At 45.3% G+C, this 21,587-nt stretch carries 21 protein-coding genes and 1 tRNA gene; 5 read left to right on the top strand and 17 right to left on the bottom strand.

The window, feature by feature from the left end; translation table 11 throughout:
- The first annotated feature begins 61 nt into the window (after positions 1-61).
- A tRNA-Arg gene (locus AB3489_RS06640) sits at positions 62-137 on the top strand.
- A 132-nt stretch (positions 138-269) separates the two neighbouring features.
- Entirely contained in the window at positions 270-806 is a 537-nt protein-coding gene (locus AB3489_RS06635; RefSeq protein ID WP_368294419.1) for a hypothetical protein, read from the top strand.
- A 106-nt stretch (positions 807-912) separates the two neighbouring features.
- Here the strand turns inward: AB3489_RS06635 and tmk are convergent, their stop codons facing one another.
- The 6 genes from tmk to AB3489_RS06605 all read right to left on the bottom strand — a co-directional run bounded on the left by tmk (position 913) and on the right by AB3489_RS06605 (position 6,630).
- Complete coding sequence (gene tmk / locus AB3489_RS06630; protein ID WP_019225972.1) at positions 913-1,560, bottom strand: dTMP kinase; 648 nt, start codon at positions 1,558-1,560, stop codon at positions 913-915.
- 93 nt (positions 1,561-1,653) lie between these two features.
- The gene (gene spo0A, locus AB3489_RS06625) at positions 1,654-2,448 is read right to left on the bottom strand and encodes a sporulation transcription factor Spo0A (RefSeq protein ID WP_368294418.1); all 795 of its coding nucleotides are present in this window, start codon (positions 2,446-2,448) and stop codon (positions 1,654-1,656) included.
- Positions 2,449-2,738: 290 nt separating this feature from the next.
- Positions 2,739-2,927 (bottom strand): ferredoxin, encoded by a 189-nt coding sequence (locus AB3489_RS06620; RefSeq protein ID WP_019225970.1) that lies wholly within the window; start codon positions 2,925-2,927, stop codon positions 2,739-2,741.
- A gap of 83 nt (positions 2,928-3,010) precedes the next feature.
- Positions 3,011-3,430 (bottom strand): hypothetical protein, encoded by a 420-nt coding sequence (locus AB3489_RS06615; RefSeq protein WP_368294417.1) that lies wholly within the window; start codon positions 3,428-3,430, stop codon positions 3,011-3,013.
- A 193-nt stretch (positions 3,431-3,623) separates the two neighbouring features.
- Positions 3,624-3,977, bottom strand: coding sequence for a hypothetical protein (locus AB3489_RS06610; protein WP_025205794.1), 354 nt, complete (start codon positions 3,975-3,977; stop codon positions 3,624-3,626).
- Between the two features lie 82 nt (positions 3,978-4,059).
- Positions 4,060-6,630: an ATP-dependent DNA helicase gene (locus AB3489_RS06605; protein ID WP_368294416.1), complete on the bottom strand. Its 2,571-nt coding sequence runs from the start codon at positions 6,628-6,630 to the stop codon at positions 4,060-4,062.
- Between the two features lie 281 nt (positions 6,631-6,911).
- On the opposite strand from AB3489_RS06605, the gene AB3489_RS06600 reads away from it, so the two are divergent.
- The gene (locus AB3489_RS06600) at positions 6,912-7,226 is read left to right on the top strand and encodes a hypothetical protein (protein WP_019225966.1); all 315 of its coding nucleotides are present in this window, start codon (positions 6,912-6,914) and stop codon (positions 7,224-7,226) included.
- Here the strand turns inward: AB3489_RS06600 and AB3489_RS06595 are convergent.
- Both AB3489_RS06595 and AB3489_RS06590 read right to left on the bottom strand, forming a co-directional pair.
- Positions 7,223-7,525, bottom strand: coding sequence for an EscU/YscU/HrcU family type III secretion system export apparatus switch protein (locus AB3489_RS06595; protein WP_368294415.1), 303 nt, complete (start codon positions 7,523-7,525; stop codon positions 7,223-7,225). The two genes, AB3489_RS06600 and AB3489_RS06595, sit on opposite strands and share 4 nt — an antisense overlap.
- Entirely contained in the window at positions 7,522-8,952 is a 1,431-nt protein-coding gene (locus AB3489_RS06590) for a hypothetical protein (RefSeq protein WP_368294414.1), read from the bottom strand. Before AB3489_RS06590 ends, AB3489_RS06595 begins: the two co-directional genes overlap by 4 nt.
- Before the next feature lie 74 nt (positions 8,953-9,026).
- Here AB3489_RS06590 and AB3489_RS06585 point away from each other — a divergent pair, with 74 nt between their 5' ends.
- Both AB3489_RS06585 and AB3489_RS06580 read left to right on the top strand, forming a co-directional pair.
- Entirely contained in the window at positions 9,027-9,308 is a 282-nt protein-coding gene (locus AB3489_RS06585) for a hypothetical protein (protein ID WP_368294413.1), read from the top strand.
- Between the two features lie 249 nt (positions 9,309-9,557).
- Positions 9,558-10,070, top strand: a complete 513-nt coding sequence (locus AB3489_RS06580) for a flavin reductase family protein (RefSeq protein WP_368294412.1) — start codon at positions 9,558-9,560, stop codon at positions 10,068-10,070.
- A gap of 356 nt (positions 10,071-10,426) precedes the next feature.
- Here the strand turns inward: AB3489_RS06580 and trxA are convergent, their stop codons facing one another.
- The 9 genes from trxA to recJ form a co-directional block, all read right to left on the bottom strand.
- A complete protein-coding gene (trxA, locus tag AB3489_RS06575; RefSeq protein WP_368294411.1) occupies positions 10,427-10,756 on the bottom strand; it encodes a thioredoxin in 330 nt (109 codons plus the stop codon).
- 59 nt (positions 10,757-10,815) lie between these two features.
- Entirely contained in the window at positions 10,816-11,091 is a 276-nt protein-coding gene (locus tag AB3489_RS06570) for a metal-sensitive transcriptional regulator (protein WP_019225960.1), read from the bottom strand.
- A gap of 257 nt (positions 11,092-11,348) precedes the next feature.
- Positions 11,349-13,136 carry an aspartate--tRNA ligase gene (aspS, locus tag AB3489_RS06565; protein ID WP_368294410.1) on the bottom strand — a complete coding sequence of 596 codons (1,788 nt, stop codon included), beginning with the start codon at positions 13,134-13,136 and terminating at the stop codon, positions 11,349-11,351.
- Between the two features lie 4 nt (positions 13,137-13,140).
- A complete protein-coding gene (gene hisS / locus AB3489_RS06560; protein WP_368294409.1) occupies positions 13,141-14,412 on the bottom strand; it encodes a histidine--tRNA ligase in 1,272 nt (423 codons plus the stop codon).
- 120 nt (positions 14,413-14,532) lie between these two features.
- Entirely contained in the window at positions 14,533-16,161 is a 1,629-nt protein-coding gene (gene hemZ / locus AB3489_RS06555; RefSeq protein ID WP_368294408.1) for a coproporphyrinogen dehydrogenase HemZ, read from the bottom strand.
- The gene (locus tag AB3489_RS06550; RefSeq protein WP_019225955.1) at positions 16,161-16,790 is read right to left on the bottom strand and encodes an MBL fold metallo-hydrolase; all 630 of its coding nucleotides are present in this window, start codon (positions 16,788-16,790) and stop codon (positions 16,161-16,163) included. Before AB3489_RS06550 ends, hemZ begins: the two co-directional genes overlap by 1 nt.
- A 96-nt stretch (positions 16,791-16,886) precedes the next feature.
- A complete protein-coding gene (dtd, locus tag AB3489_RS06545) occupies positions 16,887-17,336 on the bottom strand; it encodes a D-aminoacyl-tRNA deacylase (protein WP_019225954.1) in 450 nt (149 codons plus the stop codon).
- The gene (locus AB3489_RS06540) at positions 17,336-19,504 is read right to left on the bottom strand and encodes a bifunctional (p)ppGpp synthetase/guanosine-3',5'-bis(diphosphate) 3'-pyrophosphohydrolase (protein ID WP_368294407.1); all 2,169 of its coding nucleotides are present in this window, start codon (positions 19,502-19,504) and stop codon (positions 17,336-17,338) included. Before AB3489_RS06540 ends, dtd begins: the two co-directional genes overlap by 1 nt.
- 17 nt (positions 19,505-19,521) lie before the next feature.
- Positions 19,522-21,579 carry a single-stranded-DNA-specific exonuclease RecJ gene (gene recJ, locus AB3489_RS06535; protein WP_368294406.1) on the bottom strand — a complete coding sequence of 686 codons (2,058 nt, stop codon included), beginning with the start codon at positions 21,577-21,579 and terminating at the stop codon, positions 19,522-19,524.
- Positions 21,580-21,587 lie beyond the last annotated feature (8 nt).

Below are 21,587 nucleotides of genomic sequence, written 5' to 3'. Positions count from 1 at the left end.
TCTTCAACATTATTCTTGACAAAAAGAATTCTATTTAGTAAAGTAATGAAGCAGTTTTATTGCGCTCGTAGCTCAGGGGATAGAGTGACGGTTTCCGAGGCCGCAGGTCGTTGGTTCGAATCCAACCGGGCGCACCATTAGAAAAAATAGACATTGCAAGTTCTTGCAGTGTTTTTTTAGTATCATATATTTTTCACGGCATTTTATTGTTCTCAAGCATAAAAACAGATAAATCGTTAAACCTACTATATAAAAAGGAGGATTTAACGATGAATATTCTAGAAAAAGCGACCGCCAAGAGCAATTCCATTGTTCAAAATATAATTGATCACGAACCCATTAATTATATTGAGGCGGGTTTGCAGTATCAGATTGTCTTGATGGGTCGTTTTCAAGCCTCAATTATTACCACCCTGTATAATCATGCTGAAGATCCGGAGCTCAGAGTACTGCTTAAAGATGCACGCGATGCACTGGTAGAAAGAACTGTCAAAATGAGTGAAGATTTTTTACGATCCGAGGATGTCAAGCTGCCAACCATACAGTTTCCCGAACGGTCCCTGGAAGAATACCAGGACATCCCAGACCACTTGCACTTCAGTGATATGGAAATTGCGCTGCTGCTGCTGGAAATGAGCGCTTCCAGCCAAATGGCCTTATTGACAGCCATTAATCAAAGCTATCACCTGGAAATTGGGAATCGTCTCCGCAAGGAACTGAACATTGGATTTGATTGGGCTTACCAGTTGGAGCAGCTGATGCTCCAAAGAAACTGGCTTCCCAAAATTGCAAAAATCGTTCATTAACAACAACGTAAGATTCATTTTTTAGTATTCCATATACATTTAATATGCCAGCCTCAAAGAGACTGGCATTCCTTATATTTTGTGTCCTTTTCGAATTTAATAACACTTACTCCGGAAAATATAATTGGAAAGCCGCAATGATGTCTTGCTGAACCAACTCCGGCTCCTTTTCCCCATTGATTTCAACAACCGGTTCCCCATTTTTTTGCCACTGTTTGTACAGCTTCTGGTAATTATCTGCAACGTGCCGCAGCGTCTCACTGTTTTCAAATATTTCAGTCTGGAATCTGCCTGCCGCTATTCTCTTGAGCGATGTTTCCGGGCTTACCTTAATGAAAAGTGTAAGGTCCGGTTTTACCGCATATTGGTTGATTTCTCCAATCCAGGACTCATCATTTTTCATTCCCTGATACGCAAACGAAGACCATATATATCTGTCACAGATCACATAGTTTCCCTGCTCCAGAGCAGGAATGACCAGATTGTTGTTGTGATCAAGCCGGTCGGCAGCAAACAGCAACGCCAGACAGTTGTCATTCACGCCGTTGATCCGGCCTGAAAGCACCTGGCGGATCGTTGTCCCGAGCGGGCCCTGGCTTGGTTCTCTGGTTAGAATGGTTTTTACTCCGCGTACTGTTTCAAGATATACCTTCAGACGCTCAATCTGCGTTCCTTTGCCTGATCCATCGATGCCTTCGAGCACAATGAACTTTCCTTTCACCTGCACGATCTTTTCAACTCCTTCAGGATTCATTGTAATCTATTTCAGCGCAAATAAAAAGATGCCTCCTCTCTGAGACATCTTTATATACTGAGTGTTCATTTGTTCGTTTGATCGTTCGTTCATTTATCCAACCTTACTCATCACCCGAAGCTTATCAGCGAGCAGTGCAATGAATTCAGAATTGGTAGGCTTCTGACGTTCTATGTTCATCGAATATCCGAAGATCCGCTTCAGCGTTTCCATATGTCCGCGTTCCCAGGCCAGCTCAATGGCATGTCTGATGCCTCTTTCCACCCTGCTGGGAGCCGTATTGTATTTTTTAGCAATTGCCGGGTACAGTTCTTTGGTTACAGCCCCGAGTAAAGAAACATCTTCGATTACCATGAGTATTGCATCCCTGATGTATTGATATCCTTTGACATGAGCTGGAATACCGAGTTGGTGCATCATTGTCGTTACTTCAACGTTGATATTGACCCCTCTTCCGACCGACGTAACAGAGGAACAAGTCTGCAGCAGCGGTGGATTTGTGATTTCCAGATCCTGCGTCAGCGTCCTGATGCGTTTTCCCAGAATTTCCAGGTCAAATGGTTTCAGGATAAAATAATCAACCCCCATGACCATGGCCTGATGCGTCAGTGTTTCATGCCCGAAAGCCGTTAATAATATGACTTTGGGTTTTCTGACTGATGTTCTGGCATTGATTCTTTCCAGGACTTCCAAACCATCAAGATTCGGCATAACAAGATCCATAATGACGAGATCCGGGTCATGTTTTTGAATCAAATCCCAAGCTTCAAGTCCATTGTTGGCTACGCCAGCAAGCTCAAAGCTATCATCCTTTGAAATGTAATCCTGAAGGATCTGACATAGATTTCGATTATCCTCTGCTACAATAATCTTTACCTTTTTTGACATCTCTACATTTCCCCGCTTTATCATATTTTTCCCGGTTCGTTTTCCGGTAGTATCATTATAAATCAGCGGAGATGTCGAATTCTTAAAAAATAAGGAACACTTTCTAATTTTGGCATTTATTGCAAAGGCCTGTCCCATCTGCAAAAAACGATATTTGAGAATTATTTTTTTTCGTTAAAATAAGCCAAATTATTTTTCGTCCTACATATTGTCCCGAACTTCAAGAGAATTTCAGTGTAAATATTAAAGTTTTGTCTTGTTCTGACGAGTTACCGTATCTGCATGATGTTTCAGCTGATGATAATTGCTTCCGTCGGACAACCGTCGGCTGCTTCCTGCGCTGATTCTTCAAGAACCTCCGGGACCTGTTCCTGAAGCGTCACAGCCAATCCGTCATCATCCATTTCAAAAATGTCCGGGCAGATTGCAGGACATGCTCCGCATCCAATACAGGCTTCTTTTTCTACATAGGCAATCATGTTGTTCACCCCAAACTTTTTTTTGTCAATCGTCGATTGTATTGTTCCCGAGGTGACTAAAGATATGCAGATTTTCAGATTTTCTATTCGTGACTCATCTCTACGATTTTCAGACCATCGTCTTGTTGTTCTACTATAATCTGGTAAGTAAGTACTTTTCTTTGATCAATGGATGACCCCGTCGTAATTTCAACCAAATAACTATTTTGCGCAGAAGTGTTTTGAATCTCCACGTTTTGAACACTTAAAAATGGATTATCCTGAAACATCTGCTGCAGTATGCTATTCGTAGCTTCAGCCTGTCCTGATGCCAGAGCCGAAGCAAGATCAAATTGCCTGTAATCAAGCTTTTCCCAATAATCTTCAATCACTGCCTTCGGATTTGCATAACTTTGCCCATTGGCTATTGCTGAAACTGCAGTATTCGGATTCTGCCACCAGACAATGACGCCAATAAAAAAAATACTGCAGACAAGTATAAAAAAATGACGGTTCAATAACATAATTTCCCTCCTAGACCTTTTACTATAATATAGGAGGGAAATTGGAAATTCATGACACCCGGTAATTATTTGTTGAAGATTTTTTTCAGAAGATTAAGTACGGACTGAGGCAGCTTGATATAGTACATTTTCATAGGATTTTTCCTCCTTCCAGCACTGCTGTCTTGAGAATAATTTATGCGGCAGCCTGATTTTATACGACGTGGTAATTTTTAACAGCATCTTCAAGCTGTTTGACTAGTTCGATTTCCTCCGCAGTTTTTGCCGTGAAATAAAGTTTTCCTACGATTGACGTCAGCATTTTCAAAACATCTTCAAATGTCAGTTTATCTGTGAGCGCCAATTTTTCACTTGTTTCAATCATGGCAATTCCAAATTGATGTCCGACACCGTCTTTCATCATCTTCGTACAGGATTTTCCCAACAGTTTCATGACAAGTGCAGCTTCCTGCGTATCGAGCTGCCGTACGGCATCAATGGTGGTATAAAATCCCTGGACGATCCTGACGCCAACATTGGACCAATCTACCGGCTGAGCCATTTCCATTCCTCCTCAAAAAATAACCTGTGCCTTACTATATGCACAGGTTAGATGAGGGGTGAAATTAGTTCCTGAATATTCTGCGTCTTTACGCTCTAGAATTGCCGATTACGGGTACCTGAACCGATGAAACCTTTTGGAGGACGCGCTCCGAACTTCCCTGATAGAAAGAAGTAATCGGCAGGGCCTGCAGAAAATATCGGCCATACCTTTTTTTAATAATCCGGTCATCCAGAACAATCACGACGCCTTTATCCTCTCTCGTTCGAATCAAACGTCCAAAGCCCTGCTTGAAGCGGATAATTGCTTCAGGCAAATTTAACGCATAGAACGGATCAAGTCCCTGACTTTCCAACAGGCGGGCCTTCGCTTCCAGAATGGGCGTATCCGGCGGCCAAAACGGCAGTCTGACCATGATAACACAGCGCAGCATGTCCCCGGGAAGATCGATGCCTTCCCAAAAGCTGTTCGTTCCAAGCAGGACACTGCTGTTATTCTGCATAAACTCCTGCAGAAGGTCTTCCCTGGTGCCGTCAATCCCCTGGGCCAGCACATTCAGGTGCTGGCAGCATTCTTCATTCCCCAACAAGTGGTATACCCGCTGCAAATACCGGTGGGAAGTAAATAATACCAGTGTACCTCCATTCATCTCTTTGGCAATTCTCCCAATAAATGAAGCAGTCTTTTCTGCGAGCCTATCCTCCGGTAGATTTACAGGTAAATCATTGACGACACAGAAAACCATTTGTTTTTCATAATCAAACGGTGAATCCAGCTTCAGGCTGATATAGCGTTCTACTCCGATATCCCTGGTCAAATACGCAAAATCCTCACCGACACTTAAGGTGGCAGAAGTTAAAACCGTACAATTATTTTTACTGAATATTTTTTTATTTAATAACGGAGCAACATTGATCAGCGTGTTTTTTAAATAGACTGTGTTGCTTTTTTCGAGATAGGTTACACGTTCTTCCTCACTTTTACTAACGATCTTGCCAAATCCGTCAACGATTTGGGCAATATCACTTTTTATTCTGCTAATCTCATATCTGGTTTCTTCCAACTGCTCACTTTCAAGAGCCAGAAAGGTATTAATTCTATCCAGCACCTCCACAATGCCTTTAAACCTGATGATCAGATTTTCCGAGGCCAGCAGGATCATCTGTAGGATATCTTCGCCGACCTTTTCACGGTCTAAGCGAAAACTCAACTGTCGGCCAAGCACGCTTTGCAGCATGCTGAAAAGTTCCTGGGCCTGATCCGCAGCCGCCCTGCAGCGATCCGGAATCTCTTCAAGATTGCTTTTAAAATAGGTCCAGTTAAAGGCAGGGAAGACCTCTGCCCAAACAGTATGATTTCTTTTCAGATAAGCGAATAGATTGCCTTTCCCACCATAGATACTGTCCGTCAGCCGCAGCATCTGTTCGAGGCAAATTTCAAATCCAAGTTGCTTGAGCGCAGTCTGGTAAATATTATGCGCTTCATCAATGATAAGATTGCTGTATTCCGGCAGAATCTTATAATTCGTTTTGATATCGGCAAGGAGCAAGGAGTGATTAATCACAAGAACATCAGCAGCCTCGGCTCTCTTCCTGGCATTATAAAGGTAACAACGTGAAGTAAAAGAACACTCTCCGGGTTGACAGGCCGGATTATCCGCGCCAAATTTTCGATAAGTCGGAACGAAGCTTTGATTATTCGGCAGTTCTCCAAAATCCCCGGTTTTCGTTTCAGAAGCCCAGGAAAAGAATGCGGCCTGCCGGAGTTGTTCATCATGGGTTGTATAATCCGTAAACAGCGATTCCTGATAAAGGCATTTCAGACATAAATAATTGCTCTTACCCTTAAGCAGTGCTGTTTCAAATGGAAAAGGCAGGATTTTCTGCAGCAGCGGAAGGTCTTTGCTGAAGAGCTGCTCCTGCAAAGTGATGGTGTGGGTCGCAACAATCACCTTCTGCTGATGCCTTTTGGACCACCAGAGTGCCGGAATCAGATATGCAAGCGTTTTCCCTGTTCCTGTACCGGCTTCAATCACAACATCTGTCGCTTCGGTAAACCCTTTCAGGATCTCAGCGGCCATGACGGTTTGAATCTCTCTGTTTTCAAACCCTGGAATATTGCTGGCGAGTAAGCCGTCCTGGCCAAAACACTGCACAGCCCAAGCCGGCGAATCAGGAATTTCAGCCAAATCATCCGAACCGGGGCTAAAAAGATTTTGTACCGTCTCTCCCCGGTAAGGTGCAATACGGATGGGCCTGTCCGGATACGTTCGCACGATTTCCTTTTTCAATTCGATTAGCACAGGCTGACAGGAAAGACCCTTTGTATATTCTTCCAACTTGCTCAAGAAGCCCAAATCAGCCTTCAACCCCTTTTTCCAGCACTGCAGAAGCAGGTCATGGGTCAGCCGGACCTTTTTTTGGGCCGTAGATATAAACCTGTGATGTTTCTTTGTCTTAAGTTTATCGGTTATTTCCTCTAAGCTTTGCTGGCTGACTGTCGGGAAAAACACTGCGGCAAGTTCCTGAACCTCAATCACGTTCTGGTTCAGATTAATTTCAAAATATTTTTTTAAATCTGGCAGGACTTTCTTCTGCTCATAAACAAATATAAGGGCATCATGGGTAAAATCTTCAAGACTTTTTTTATGCTGTTCCATCCTACCTGGGGCTTCGCCTTCGCTCTGGAACGAAAACAACAGATATTTTGGAAATACCCCTTTTCCCAAGCGCAGAGCTGCCAAGTATCCACGTTCTGAGGGAGTTCCCGGACGTATTAGAGATAAGATGACACAAGTCTGATTCAATCAGCCAAGCTCCCTTCAAAAAAAATATACGCACTTAACAATAAATCATAACATTCCTAATAAACTAAATACAGAGAAGATTCATAAAGAAAACTTGACTGGTGCCAAATCATACAAATTTTAGGAGGAAAAAAATGAAGCCAATCTATTTGCGAACGGATTTCCCCGACGGCCGCTCTCACATCCTGATCCGAGATCTTGCCTCAGTGAATACAGAACTGCATCACTTTATTCTATTTTTGACCAACAAGGGGAAGCTCTGGATCGATGTTTTTTGGCCGCATGACGAGGAATCCGAAAAGTATACGGTCAGTATCTCCGAAGAAAAATTCTGGCATACTTTCCGGGAATGGCGTCTGCATGGACTTGTGCTGGGCAGCAATGAACGCGTGGCCGAAATATTTGCCCAAAGGCATTTAAATAAAAGGACTAAGCCAAAATCAGTTTAAGGCGTATCCTTTTTCGTCCCCTTCATTTTGTCCAAGCGATAAATAAAAGCCAGTACTTCAGCAACCGCCTGATAAAGCTCAGGCGGTATTTCTTTGGACATCTCTACCTGCATCAAGGCTTCTACAAGGGTGTCGTCATTTTGGACCGGAATGCCCTGCTCTTCAGCCAATTCGATTATATTTTTGGCCATATACCCTTCGCCTTTGGCGACAATCCTCGGAGCACCAACATGATCATAGGCCAGAGCAGCAGCTTTTTTCATATTTTGTTTTTTACTACTTGGACTTTCCCTTTTCATCCTTTGATATCCACCCCTGAAAAATTTTTTCCGGCCAGGAAATGCGCAAACTGGGGAAATTCATCGTAGGTCTTCAGCGATATTTTTTCTAAAGATAAGCCAATATCCGCGAAGCCCTGCTTGATTTGATCATAGATATCTTCAATGAGTGGATTCAGCTCCTCGCGATGATCATTTAAGAGGCAGATATGCAGTTTGTTGTCGTAAAGCGTAAGGTCGGCTCCGAGCTGGTCAAGGTGTTCCGTCTCGACCTGCAGCGCCAGATGGCAGTGTTCAATATCCATCTTATGGCCTTTGCGGGAACTCTCCACGGCAAGCAAACAATTATATATCTCATTGTTATTTTGCAGCGGGATATGCATAAGCAAATATGCGGCATTTTCTTTATTCCCGGTCTGGATCCAGATCTGCTGTCCGGTAATCTCATCCAGAAAGCCCTTCAGCGCGCTTTTTTCAGGAGAGGCAGAATCTTCAGCCAGCGCGTTTAAGAGCATTGTTTTTACATTTTCCGTTTGTTCTGCTTCCTGACCGGCATTATTTTTTAATTTAAACAGCAGCTGATTCTCGTGGTCGAGACCCAGGCTTTTGAAATAATGCAGGATATTTTCAAACTGCTCACCGCTGGTATCCTCCCACTTCGGGATAATCTTCCAAAGCAGGTCTGCAAGCGTGCTGAGCGGGGATTTCTGATCTACTGGACTTTGACTCGTTGAACTTTGATTTATTGAGCTCTGTTTTGAAGAATTTTGATCCGTTAGCATCGTTTTAAGAACACTGCTGTTTTGCTGATTCAGATATTTTGCCAAGATGACAGAGATCTCAGGAGTTAGGTTAATTCCCCTGTTTAGAATCGTTGTGATCTGCTCCGGGGTCAACCGAAGAGCTTGCCTGGCTGCCTGGCTGGATACCTGTCCTGCGCCGGCATTTGTCTCCTGCGGCGCTGTTCCAAAAGCTGTCTTGCTTAATAAATTACCCTGGTTTTTTCCTTCCCGCAAAATCGTCCACATCTTATCAGCGGCCTGGTATAGTATTTCAGGCGGAGCACTCTTGCTGCCTGCTGCCGTGTTCTGATTGACCATGCTGTTGACCAGAAAGTCCGCTTCATCGGCTGAAAGGCCAAATCCTTTGGTTATCATTGAAGACAGTTGTTCCGCAGACAAGCTGCTCAACTGGCCGGTGCTCTGACTAACCCGGCTCAAAACAACGCCTTCCGTATTGACCTCTTTGACAACCGCCAGAAATCTTTCACCTTCCAGAAACTGCGGTTCCAGCTGGGCTTTAATTTTTTGCCCGGCAATGGAGATCAGTCCTTCCTGGTTCCCATTTCTGCTGATAATTTCCACCGGAAGAAGCTGTCCGGTTTTCAATTGTGTAAAATCTATCAAAGGAGAGATCTTGCCAATACTCTGGATATTGTTTATGATCATTAGAGACTCCCTCGCAAAAAAATCTACCATAATAAAATGATAAACAAATATGATCGTAGTCTAGAATTAAAGGAATGATTGTGTTGAGTATTTTTGAAACGATTATGCTGCTATGTTTTGGTTCGGCCTGGCCTTTTTCGATCTACTCGTCCTACAAAGCCGGAACAGCAAAAGGAAAAAGCCTGTTTTTCCTGGTTGTATTACTTATCGGCTATTTATCCGGCATCCTGCACAAGATGATTTATTCGTTCGATTATGTCATTATACTATATATCCTGAATTTTTGCCTGATCGCAGTTGATACGGGGCTTTATTTCCGGAATAAACGGTTAGATACTTTAAGAAATCTTGAATAAGCCGGGGAAAGTCTGCATGCCACAATACCCGCGTGCCATGGATGGCTCAATCCTTAAAAAGTCCGCGCTTCGCATCGTGCTCCGCTCGCAGCGGAACTGTGGCACACAGACTGATCTCATGCTTAAAGCACGTTTGTTATGTAATATCCCGTTCATTTATGTAGTAGAATATTGAATGTCTTAATTGTAGGTTACCAACGTCTTATTTGGATAATAAGACAAAAATAAATATCAATAGGAGATATTGTGATGAATAATGAATTTAAGTTAGTGGAACCTGAGCAGTTAACGGATAACTCCTTTAAACTGGTCGGAAAGGACTGGATGCTGATCACAGCGGGAAATATAGAAAAGTATAATATGATGACGGCTAGCTGGGGCGGATTCGGGGTACTGTGGAATAAAAAAGTATGCTTCTGTTTTGTCCGTCCTTCGCGTTATACCTATCAGTTTATGGAAGAAAACGATACTTTTACGCTTTCGTTTTTTGAAGAAGACTATCGGAAGGCTTTATCTTTTTGCGGAGCAAATTCCGGAAGAGACGTGGACAAAGCAGCCGCTACAGGGATTACACCCGTTGAAAGCCCGTTTGGATCCGTCTATTTTAAGGAAGCTAGACTGGTTATGGAATGTAAAAAACTCTATTATCAGGATTTGGACCCGAGCCATTTTCTTGATCCGGCAATTGAAAGTAACTATAAGCAGAATGATTATCACCGTGTTTACGTTGGTGAAATCATTCGGTGCTATGCTAAAAATTAAGTTTAACTCAACGAGGCGCTTCAATTATCAGGGGCGTCATATCTTTTTTCTGGGTGTTGTAGCCTCATACAGCGCAGAATGCGCCACTCACACATCAGTTGTCAAACAATCCAGTGGAATATTTAACAACTCACCATCTCGCAAACAAGAACCCTCGCTAACATGTCAAAACCTCTGGGCTTTACAATAAGTTATCGCACCTTGCCATCCATGGCACCGCGACAGTAGGCCATCCGTGGCCTGAAACCGTTGACATGTCTTAACGCGAGGATTCCTTTATGTCTTACATAAAAGGCCTATCCCAAACTCGCCACCGATGGCGAATTTGGGATAGGCCTGGCCGTATATCTTTCTAATTACAATTTCGCTTCAATAGCCTTTACAAGATCCGGTTTTCCTCTAAATCCAACGATCTTATCAACGATTTCACCGTTTTTAATCAGCAGCAGTGTCGGGATACTCATTACGCCGTATTTCTGAGCGATTTCTCCCTGCTCATCAACGTTTAATTTGCCGATGATTACTTTTCCGGCATATTCATCTGCCAGTTCTTCCACTACAGGAGCTATCATTCTGCAAGGTCCGCACCAGGCAGCCCAAAAATCGACCAGTACCAGCTGGTTTGAACTCAGTACATCACTCTGCCAATTCTCAGTAGTAAATGTTTTGACATTAACACCTGCCATCTTAAATCCCTCCATTTCTTAACATCCCCATAGAAAAATTCGTTTGTTTGTCCGTATGATTAATGGACAAACCGGTTCATCATATCAATCAGATCATCCAGGGCTTTATCATTTTCCGCTTCAAGCGCACCTTTCAAGCAGGTTCTGGAGTGCTCTTCAAAAATCATAATGCCAACTTTATTAATTGCTGCTTTGACTGCCGCAACCTGAACCAGAATATCAGAACAACATTTTTCTTCATCAAGCATACGCTGCAACCCTTTGACCTGTCCCTCAATCCGTTTCAATCGGATCATGATATCGTTTCCCGGCCCACTTTTTTTCTTTGGTTCCATCTTACCCCTCGCCTCTATACCCCATAGGGGTATGTTCTAAGATTATTATATGGTCAGTCTGGTTATTCTGTCAAGAGGCTTTGCAGGATATTTCTGGACATTTCAGGATATTCAAAGATATTATATAGGCTTTGCCGGATATGAAATATATTATGCCTGTTTTTTATGAATAATAAACCGGCAAAGCCCTTATCGAAAGTTCTATTAATGAGATAAGATGAATTAAATTGAATTGATGGGGAATTATTGATGAATGATTAATTAGAAGGCTGTTTTGCTTTCAGGTCCAGTTTAATATGAAGCTCTTTGAGTTGGCTGTCCACGACCGGTGAAGGCGCCTGGGTCAGCAGACATGAAGCACTCTGGGTCTTCGGAAATGCGATGACATCGCGGATATTGTCCCGTCCGGAAAGAATCATCGTAAGTCTATCCAGCCCAAACGCAATTCCCCCATGGGGTGGTGTGCCATATTCGAACGCTTCAAGCAGATAGCCAAATTTTTCTTTGGCCTCTTCACTGCTCAAACCAATCAGGTCAAAGATTTTTTCCTGAACATCCCTTTGGTGAATCCGGATGCTTCCTCCGCCGAGTTCCATTCCGTTCAGGACCATGTCATAAGCCTTTGCTCTTACCTTCAGCGGATTGGAATCCAGGAGGGCAATATCTTCATTCATCGGACTGGTAAACATATGGTGAATCGCTACATAGCGTTTTTCTTCTTCATCATATTCAAAGAGCGGGAATTCCGTAACCCAAAGACAGTTAATCATATCTTCCCGAATAAGCTCCATTCGTTTAGCCAGCTCTAGTCTTAAGTTTCCAAGCGCATTATGAACGACGGCTTCCTTATCGGCAACGAAAAATAGGATGTCTCCGGTTTCTGCTCCCATCGCAGCCAACAGTGCGTTAATCTCCTGTTCGGTGAAGAACTTCAGAATCGGTGATTTCATTCCTTCGGGATCCATCACAATGTAGGCAAGCCCTTTTGCACCGTAAATGCTGACAAATTTGGTCAGCGCGTCAATTTCCCGCCTCGGCATACCGGCACAGCCTTTGGCGCAGATCCCCTTAACCCTGCCGCCCTTTGCGACAACGTCGGCAAATACTTTAAATCCGGAATCTTTGACAACCGGAGCCACATCAATCAGTTCCATGGTAAAGCGGGTATCCGGCTTGTCCGAACCATAGCGTTCCATCGCCTCCTGATAGGTCAGCCGCGGAATGGGAAGTGGAATCTCAATACCTTTGACTTCCCTGAATATCTTAGCAATCAGGTTCTCCATCATCGGCAGAAGGTCTTCAATCTCAATAAAGGACATCTCCAAATCGAGCTGGGTAAATTCCGGCTGGCGATCCGCACGCAAGTCTTCATCGCGGAAACAGCGGGCGATCTGAAAATATTTTTCCATGCCAGCGACCATCAACAACTGTTTAAAGATCTGCGGTGATTGGGGAAGCCCATAAAATGTTCCCTGATTCACGCGGCTGGGTACGAGATAATCTCTGGCCCCTTCCGGTGTTGACTTAGCCAGAATCGGCGTTTCAATTTCCAGAAACCCCTCACTGTCCAGAAAATCACGCATGATTTTTGTGACCTGATGTCTGATCTTAAAGATGTTCTGCATTTCGGTCCGGCGGAGATCAAGATAGCGGTGTTTCAGCCTGACACTTTCATCGACATCCACATTGTCCTGGATATAGAAAGGCGGAGTTTTCGCTTTATTGAGTATTTCCAGGTTTTCAATCACAACTTCAATTTCTCCGGTAACCATATTCGGATTTTCTGAACCTTCAGGTCTCACCCGAACGAGACCTTCGGCCTTTATCACATACTCCGAGCGGAGTTTTTCAGCCTGATTAAAAGCGTTTGCAGGCATATCCGGATTGAAGACAATCTGGACGATTCCGGACCTGTCGCGCAAATCAACGAAAATGACGCCTCCATGGTCTCTTCTGGTCTGAACCCAACCCAACAACTTTACTTTTTCGCCTGCATTTTTCCTGTTCAGCGTACCCGCTCCGATTCTTTCTGCTAACATGGACATCCTCCTACATTTCACATTTCGTATGATTCAACAAAAAAGCTTTGATTTGATCCAGCGGGATTTCCTGCTGTTCTCCCAACCGCATATCGCGGACAATCACCATTTTTCGGGACAGCTCATCGTCACCCAGTATTAATACATAGCGAGCCTGTTCCCGGTCTGCATATTTAAGCTGACCTTTAAGTCCTTTTCCCAGAAGGTCCATAACTGCCGGCAGCCCAGCCTGCCGCAGATCACCTAAAAGCCTGAACCCTTCCTGTCTGGCCGCCTCACCCAACGCTGCAATCACGACCGGCGCTTCAACCTCAGGCAACATTTCAACACTCTGCTTTTCCATGACACTCAGAATACGTTCCAGTCCCATGGCAAAACCAATTCCCGGTGTGGCCGGACCACCAATTTCCTGGACAAGACCATCATAACGCCCGCCACCACAAATCGCATTCTGAGCACCGATACCTTCAGCCGTGACTTCAAAGGCTGTTTTTTGATAATAATCCAGCCCGCGAACCATTCTGGGATTAATCCGGTAGGCAATCCCAGCGATCTTTAGATATTCCTGAGTCTTCGCGAAATGTTCCGCACAGTCTACGCAGAGCGTATCCAGGGTCGTCGGAGCATTTTCCGTCAGCTTTTGACAGGAACTGTTCTTACAGTCTAAAATCCGCATCGGATTTTTGGTAAAGCGGTTCTGGCAATCCGGACAAAGATCATCCTTGCATTCCTGCAGGAACTCTTGCAGCCTAATCCTGTGCTCAGCCCGGCACGTCGGACAGCCCACGGAATTGATCTCAACCACGAGTCCCTTAAGGCCGATCCTGCCAAAAAAATCCCAGATCAGACAGATGATTTCAGCATCGACAAGTGGATCCTCTCCACCGAGCACCTCTGCTCCGAACTGGTGGAATTGCCGGAAGCGTCCGGCCTGGGACTTCTCATAGCGGAACATCGGGCCGAGGTAATACATTTTGACCGGCTGCTGCAGCGCATAAAGCTTGTTCTCGGTATACGCCCTGCAGACGGAAGCCGTCCCTTCAGGACGCAGTGTGATGGATCTCTGCCCTTTGTCCATAAAGGTATACATTTCTTTATTGACAATATCCGTTGTCTCTCCGACGCCGCGCTGAAAAAGTTCGGTCGCCTCAAAGACCGGTGTTCTGATTTCTTTATATCCATACTCGGAACAAATCTTCCGGATTTGTTCTTCGAGAAACTGCCACTTTTCTATGGTACCCGGAATGATATCCTGTGTACCTTTCGGCCGTTGAATCGACATGATCATATCCTCCTGCACAACGGTAGATCACCAGATCATCCGGCGTGTCCAATCTAAAAAATAAGCTTATCTATTATAACACAATTATCCTTCAGTCTCATCAGGATTCCCTGTATTTTTTCATAAAACAGGCAAAAAATCTGTTAATGATTGCTTTATTTTTTGGTGGACCTGCATCAGTTGGTCCTCATAACACTGCAGGTCCAGCGGATGATACATATTCTCGTGGCCTGAATCCTTCTTCCGTATTTTGCTGACACTGCCTGCGCCAAGACCAATGATATTTTGCTGTTCTTCGATCACCGCAATATTATAGCGGCATTCTTTGCCCTGCAGGGCATAGCCGATATTCTCAAGGTTACCGGCAATATACTTTTGTCGGTACAGATAATACGGAATATATCCGCGCTGTTGAATCCTGCGATGGACTTCGCGCTGAATATCCTGCCAGTCTATAGCATCTTCACGGTTTGAAGCCGAATGGTTCTCCCAGGCCGCAGAGCCTCGTTTCAGCGCCAGGGCATGGACGGTAATGTTATCCGGTTGCAAAGCCAGTACTTTTTCCACACTGTCCAGGACTTCCTCAGATCCTTCACCCGGCAGTCCAAGGATCAAATCCATATTGATCACCCAGTCGGAAACATCTCTGGCTAGAAGAAAACATTCCCGGATATCGGCGGCCGTATGCCTGCGTCCAATCACGGGCAGGGTTGCCTCCTGCATGGTCTGAGGGTTAACGCTTATCCGGCTCACCCCAAAATTCTTCATGACTGTCAGTTTGGTATAGTCAATCGTATCTGGTCTACCGGCCTCAACAGAATATTCACACCGCTCAGCCTGTGGAATCTCGTCACGGATGGCTTCCAGCAGCATCTGCAGGTCGGCAGCGCTTAGCACCGTCGGTGTACCACCGCCGATATAAAGGCTATCGGCCTTCATACCCAGTCCCCGCATCATTTCCCCGGTTAGTTTGACTTCCTTCTTCAGAGCTTTCAGATACCGGCAAAGCTGTTCGCTTTGCTTCCCAGCCAGGGAGTTGGACGGAAACGAGCAGTAGAAACAGCGGGACGGACAAAAGGGTATCGCAAGATAAACGCCGGCAAAATGCTCGGCTTCTTTCATCGTTTGACGGAAAGGCTGCTGAACCTGTTCGATCTGGTGAAGCAGGCTCACCTTTTCCTGGTCAACGAGGTAAAGTTCTCGCAGGATTTTATTCTTTTGTCCTTCGTCATATCCGAGATCTGTCATTTTGCCGATGATTTTACCAGGCCGTATCCCGGTCAGACTTCCCCATGGAAGCTTTTTTCCGGTATATTCGGATAAAAATGTACATAATCCTCTCTTTAAAATGATCTGGGACAGCGGTTCTTTGCCGGGAAGCTTCAGTCTGTAGAAATCATCCGCTGATCCCGTCTGCACTGCCTTCGCATATTTTTTTCCGGTAGTTCTGTCAGATAGGCAGATTTCATAAACCTTTTCCGAGGCAGTATTCACGGACTCTATGTTCAAGCAAAAACCTTCAGCATCAGACCGTTCATTATCAGCGGCAGACCGCATTATTCCAGCATCGGATCGAATGGCGGCTGATCGCATGTCATCCGATAGTACGTCGGAAGATAACTCTCCTGCCATGAGATTTCTGCCTGTTCTAAACTTTTTTCCCGGAAAAAAAGCTGCTATGATTTGTGAGCAGCTGGTCAGCATTTTCGGATCGATTGTGGAACTGCAAAGAAGAATGCTTTCCTCCATCAGGCCAGGTCTCCACTGATATATGGATTTCTGGCCCTTTCCCGGCCAATGGATGTAAAGGATTCATGTCCGGGATAGACCAGGATTTGGTCATCCAAAACCATCAACTTATCATGGATGCTGCTGAGTAGTTTATGAAAATCCCCCCCTGGAAAATCCGCTCTGCCGATGGAACAGTCAAAGAGCGTGTCCCCGCTGAACAGTACACCGTCCGTCAGCAGGCAGATGCCGCCCGGTGTATGTCCCGGTGTATGGATTACTTTCATTTGAACTTCACCAATAAAGAATTCCTGACCGTCTTCCAGCAGTATTTCAGCTGGGGACATCACATAGTCCTTACTGAACATTCTGGAAAGGTTTTTCTGAGGATCCGTCAGCATCCCTGCATCCTCCCTGTGGACGGCGACTTCAGCATGCAGGGTTTTTCTCAATTCTTCAGCTGCCCCGATATGGTCATAATGTCCGTGCGTCAAGATGATCCGTTCAACCTCGAGGTTATGCCTCCTCAGCAAATCCTTGATCATCGCACTACCCGATCCGGGATCGATGATTGCAGCCTTTTTAGTCTTGTCACAAGCCAGTACGTAGCAGTTCACACCCAAGACAGGCATAACTATTCTTTCAATCAAGCGATATCGCCACCTCTAAATAATATACTTTAACAATATACTGACTAACCCGAGCAAAGCTAAGTTGATAACCGTATTTACGAATCAATCTACTAGTTAAAACTGTTTCTTGCTGTCCAGCAACAGCGTAACTGGTCCGTGGTTAACCAGTTCGACGTCCATGTCGGCCTGAAAAAGGCCCGTCTCAACCTTAATCCCGGTTTTTTGCAGGTACTCTGTCAGGCTTTCAAACATTGCTCTGGCCGTTTCCGGGGGAGCTGCCTCAGAAAAGCTTGGCCTCCTACCCTTCCGGCAGTCACCGAACAAAGTAAACTGGGACACGAGCAGTAGTTCTCCGCCGACATCGGCCACCGACAGATTCATTTTAGCCTGATCATCTTCAAATACTCTTAAATTTAAGATTTTATCAGCAAGCCACTTGACATCGTCCCTGTTGTCTTCCTGTCCGATCCCGATCAGAACCATGAGTCCTACCCCAATCTGGCCTACAGTCTGATTCTCAACCCGTACGGCTGCGCTTTTGACCCTTTGTACAACACCCCGCATCAAGTGTTTCCTCCACCCTGAATTCTCTCGACTACGGTAACATCTTTGACTTTACGGAACTTGTTAAGAACAAAGTTTAAATGGTCAAGGTTTTTCACTTCGATTCTCAGACGGATATGGGAGACGCGGTCTTTGCCTACCCGGGCACTCATTCCGAGCATATGGGTCCGTGTTTCGGTAATTACGTTCATGATATCGCTGACCAAACCCACGCGATCCAGACCGATAATCTCGATGTCTACAGGATAGATTGACTCGACAGCGGCTTCCCACTCAACCTCAACGATCCGCTCCTGCTCTTCTGCCGTAAGGCCAACGAGCTCCGAGCAGTCCGCCCTGTGGATTGATACGCCGCGCCCTCTCGTTATATAGCCGATGATCGAATCTCCGGGAAGCGGATTGCAGCACCGGGAAAACCGGATCAGGATATTGTTTACCCCCTTGACCGATACTCCCTGAGAATGCTTCACCTGGTGCTTGTGTTCTGCCTGAATCGGAAGAAGCGGTGTTTTCAGCTCTTCTTTCAGGATTTCTTCCTTCAAACGGCCCAGGGCCTTTTTAAAAGTAATCGCACCATCACCCATTGCCGCATATAGATCATCAATGTTGTTAAAACTGAAGCTTTTGGCTAATTTGATCATGTTTTCTGATTTTAAGGCTGTTGACGGTTCAAGACCAAGCTTCCTGGCTTCACGCTCGAGGCCTTCACGTCCTCTGATAATATTCTCTTCTCTTTTTTCTTTCTTAAACCACTGGCGGATTCTATTTTTGGCCTGAGAGGTCTTTACGAGGCAGACCCAGTCCCTGCTTGGGCCGGTGGGCGTCTTGGTTGTCAGAATTTCAACAATATCCCCGTTTTTCAATTTGGTGTCAAGTGGAACAATTCTTCCGTTGATTTTAGCACCGATACAGCTATGACCGACATCCGTATGAACCCGATACGCAAAATCGATCGGACAGGAATCGGCCGGCAATTCAACGACATCGCCTTTGGGTGTAAATACAAACACAGTATCCGCAAATAAGTCTATTTTCAGCGATTCCATAAATTCGCCAGCATCGTCCTTGGAGTCATGCTGTACCTCCAGGAGCTGGCGAATCCAGGATAGTTTCTGTTCGAAATTACTCTCAATTTTTTTGCCTTCTTTGTATTTCCAGTGGGCAGCAATCCCGTATTCAGCCGTCCGGTGCATTTCCCAGGTCCGGATCTGGATTTCAAACGGGTCCCCGTGGTTTCCGATTAATGTCGTATGCAGGGACTGGTACATATTCGGTTTCGGCATCGCAATATAATCTTTAAACCTTCCGGGAATAGGCTTCCACAGGGTGTGAATAACCCCCAGTGCTCCGTAGCAGTCATTCACGGTTTTGACAATGACCCGGACTGCCGTCAAATCGAATATTTCACTCAGATCTTTGTTCTGATCGAGCATCTTTTTATAGATACTAAAGAAATGCTTCGGACGGCCGGCAATATCGGCTTCAATTCCGACTTCATCGAGCCTGACTTTAAGCTGTTCGATCACCTCATCGATCTGTTCCTGTCTTTCTTTTCTCTTTAAAGAAATACCTTCAACTAAATCGTAATATTCCTGCGAATGCAAATAGCGAAAAGCGAGATCTTCCAGCTCCCACTTGATCCTGAATATCCCGAGCCTATTGGCTAAGGGCGCATAGATCTCGATCGTCTCCTGCGCAATTTCCTTTTGTTTAGATTCAGACTGATATTTCAGGGTCCGCATATTGTGCAGGCGGTCGGCCAGCTTGATCAAAATAACCCGAATATCCTTGGCCATCGCCAGAAACATTTTCCTTAAGTTCTCAACCTGAACTTCAACCTTGCTCTTGTACGAAATTTTACCGAGTTTGGTTACCCCATCGACGAGTCCCGCAACTTCATCGCCAAAATTCTTACGGATATCTTCAAGCGTCCTGTTCGTATCTTCAGCGACATCATGCAGCAGCGCAGCAATGATCGTCGAATCGTCCATCTCCAATTCGGCAAGAATCGAAGCGACTTCCAGCGGATGATAGATATACTTTTCTCCGGAATTGCGAAGTTGGCCACGATGGGCAAGTTCCGCATATTCATAGGCCTCTTCAATTTTTTCCAGATTGTATTGTGCGTTATTGGAAATCAATGTTTCCTTCAATTGTTGAAAATTCATAAGCCACCTCTGGGTTCCTATTCGCTCCAGACCCTGAAACGCAAAGAAGTCTGCAAGTAGGTTTTCTCGATATTGTTTAATTTAAATAAATACGGGCCTGTTCCGCCATACCAGCTGATGATGCCAAGTTCCTCAAATATTTTCATGATGTTGAGCTGCATTTCAGGTTTTTCCGCAGACGGTTCCCACCGAATAAAATCGCGCTCATCCGTTACGCTCTTAAGATTTCGATAGAAATCAGCCAGTATCTTTCGGGAAAGACGTGGTCCCGAAATCTTTTCTTTGAAAGCGGCAGTCTCGAAATCCGGAAGGCTCCCGCTAATGGCTGGCTCCGATTCGGAATATCCCTCAGCCGTACAGGCGATTTCCTGCTCGGCTTCGACACCGGAAGGACGGAAATCCTTGACAACGGCCTGGATGGTTTCGACATTACCGTAGCTGTTCAGCTCAAGATTATAAATAATATCGATCATATCGATGTTTTTGACCAGATCAAATTCTTGTCCCTTTTTAAACGCCATAGCTTCCCGTTTAAGCTTTGCTGCTGCGAGCGTCATTTTCAAATGTTCCCGGCCTTTACCGACAACAGAAACGCTTTGGACGGCAAGGCCATCCGTTCTTAAGACAGGTGCTGGATTTCCTGCCCCAAACGGAGCCATTTGTTCCAGCTCTTCCAATAACTGAACATTCAATTCATCCCACGATATAATAGAATCGATCTGAAAACGTTCCTTAAAGATGATCCCAAGTTCAAGAAAACTATTGTTAAGTCCTTCCCTGAGCTGCGGGATCTGGTCAACAGGAACCGTAAATCCGGCTGCCTGCTTATGACCGCCAAATTTGCTTAAAGTATCCGCCTGTTTTTTTAATTCGTCGAGAACATGATAGTCCGCGATTCCCCTGGCTGAGCCTTTCCCAGTATCTCCTTCCTCGGCAATAAGGAAGACCGGCCGCTTGTAGCGCTCCACGAGCCGTGAAGCGACAATGCCGATCACCCCGTGATGCCAGTTCGGTGAGGACAAGACAATGACATTGGGTATCGGGCCTTCAGCCAGTATGCGTTCAGCATCACAAAGGAGCTCCTTTTCGGTAAGCTGTCTCTGATTGTTTTCCTTGCTAAGTTCCCTGGCCATTTCCAACGCATCATCATAGCTCTCTTCAAGCAGTAGGTTCAGTGCCAGCCTCGCTGTATCCATTCTCCCGGCGGCATTAATTCTCGGGGCAACAATAAACGAGATTTGACCTGCCTTAAGCTTCTTGCCGAGAAGGCCGCATTCCTCCAGCATCGCCCTGATCCCGGAGTGCCTAGTATTTTCCATCACGGTCAGCCCGTTTTTGACAAGGATTCTGTTTTCCCCGACGAGTGGGACAATATCCGCAATCGTTCCGAGTGCGACCAAATCAAGATAATCGTTCTCCGAGCCAAATGTCGCCTCAGAATAACCTAAACGTGCGTATAAGGCCTGCAGGAGTTTAAAGGCTACCCCGACACCGGCCAAATGCGGAAACGGATAACCTGAATCCACTATTTTGGGATTTAATATTCCGACTGCGCAAGGAAGCTCATCCGGTGGTTCATGGTGGTCCGTGATAATCATATCGATGCCCAGCGTTTTGGCAAATGCCGTTTCTTGAACTGCCGAGATTCCGCAGTCAACAGTGATAATCAGCGAGATATTGTTCTGGCTTGCTTTCTCGATAGCTTCCGAATGCAGGCCGTAGCCTTCTTCCCGGCTCGGGATATAGACAACGACCTGATACCCAAGACTGATCAGGCCCTTATACAGCAAGGCTGTTCCGGTTACCCCATCGGCATCGTAATCCCCGTAGATCAAAATCTTTTCCTGATCTGTCCTGGCCTTGGCAAGCCTTTGCAGGATGACCTCCATATCTTTAAACAAGAACGGAGAATGCAGGTCCAGCAGCGACGGCTTCAAAAATTCCAAAACACTGTCTCTCGAAGAATAACCCCGGTTATGAAGAATACTCAGGGTACTGCGGGAGAGTCCCGCTTTTTCTAAAAATGCTTCACCCGAATACGTTTTTTGTGATAAAATCCACAAGTTGTTTTCCATAAATCATT

The organism is Dehalobacter sp. TBBPA1, assembly GCF_040931655.1.
Lineage (GTDB): Bacteria > Bacillota > Desulfitobacteriia > Desulfitobacteriales > Syntrophobotulaceae > Dehalobacter > Dehalobacter restrictus.
The sequence above is the reverse complement of the archived record's forward strand: the minus strand, read 5'-3'. Positions and strand labels throughout refer to the sequence as shown.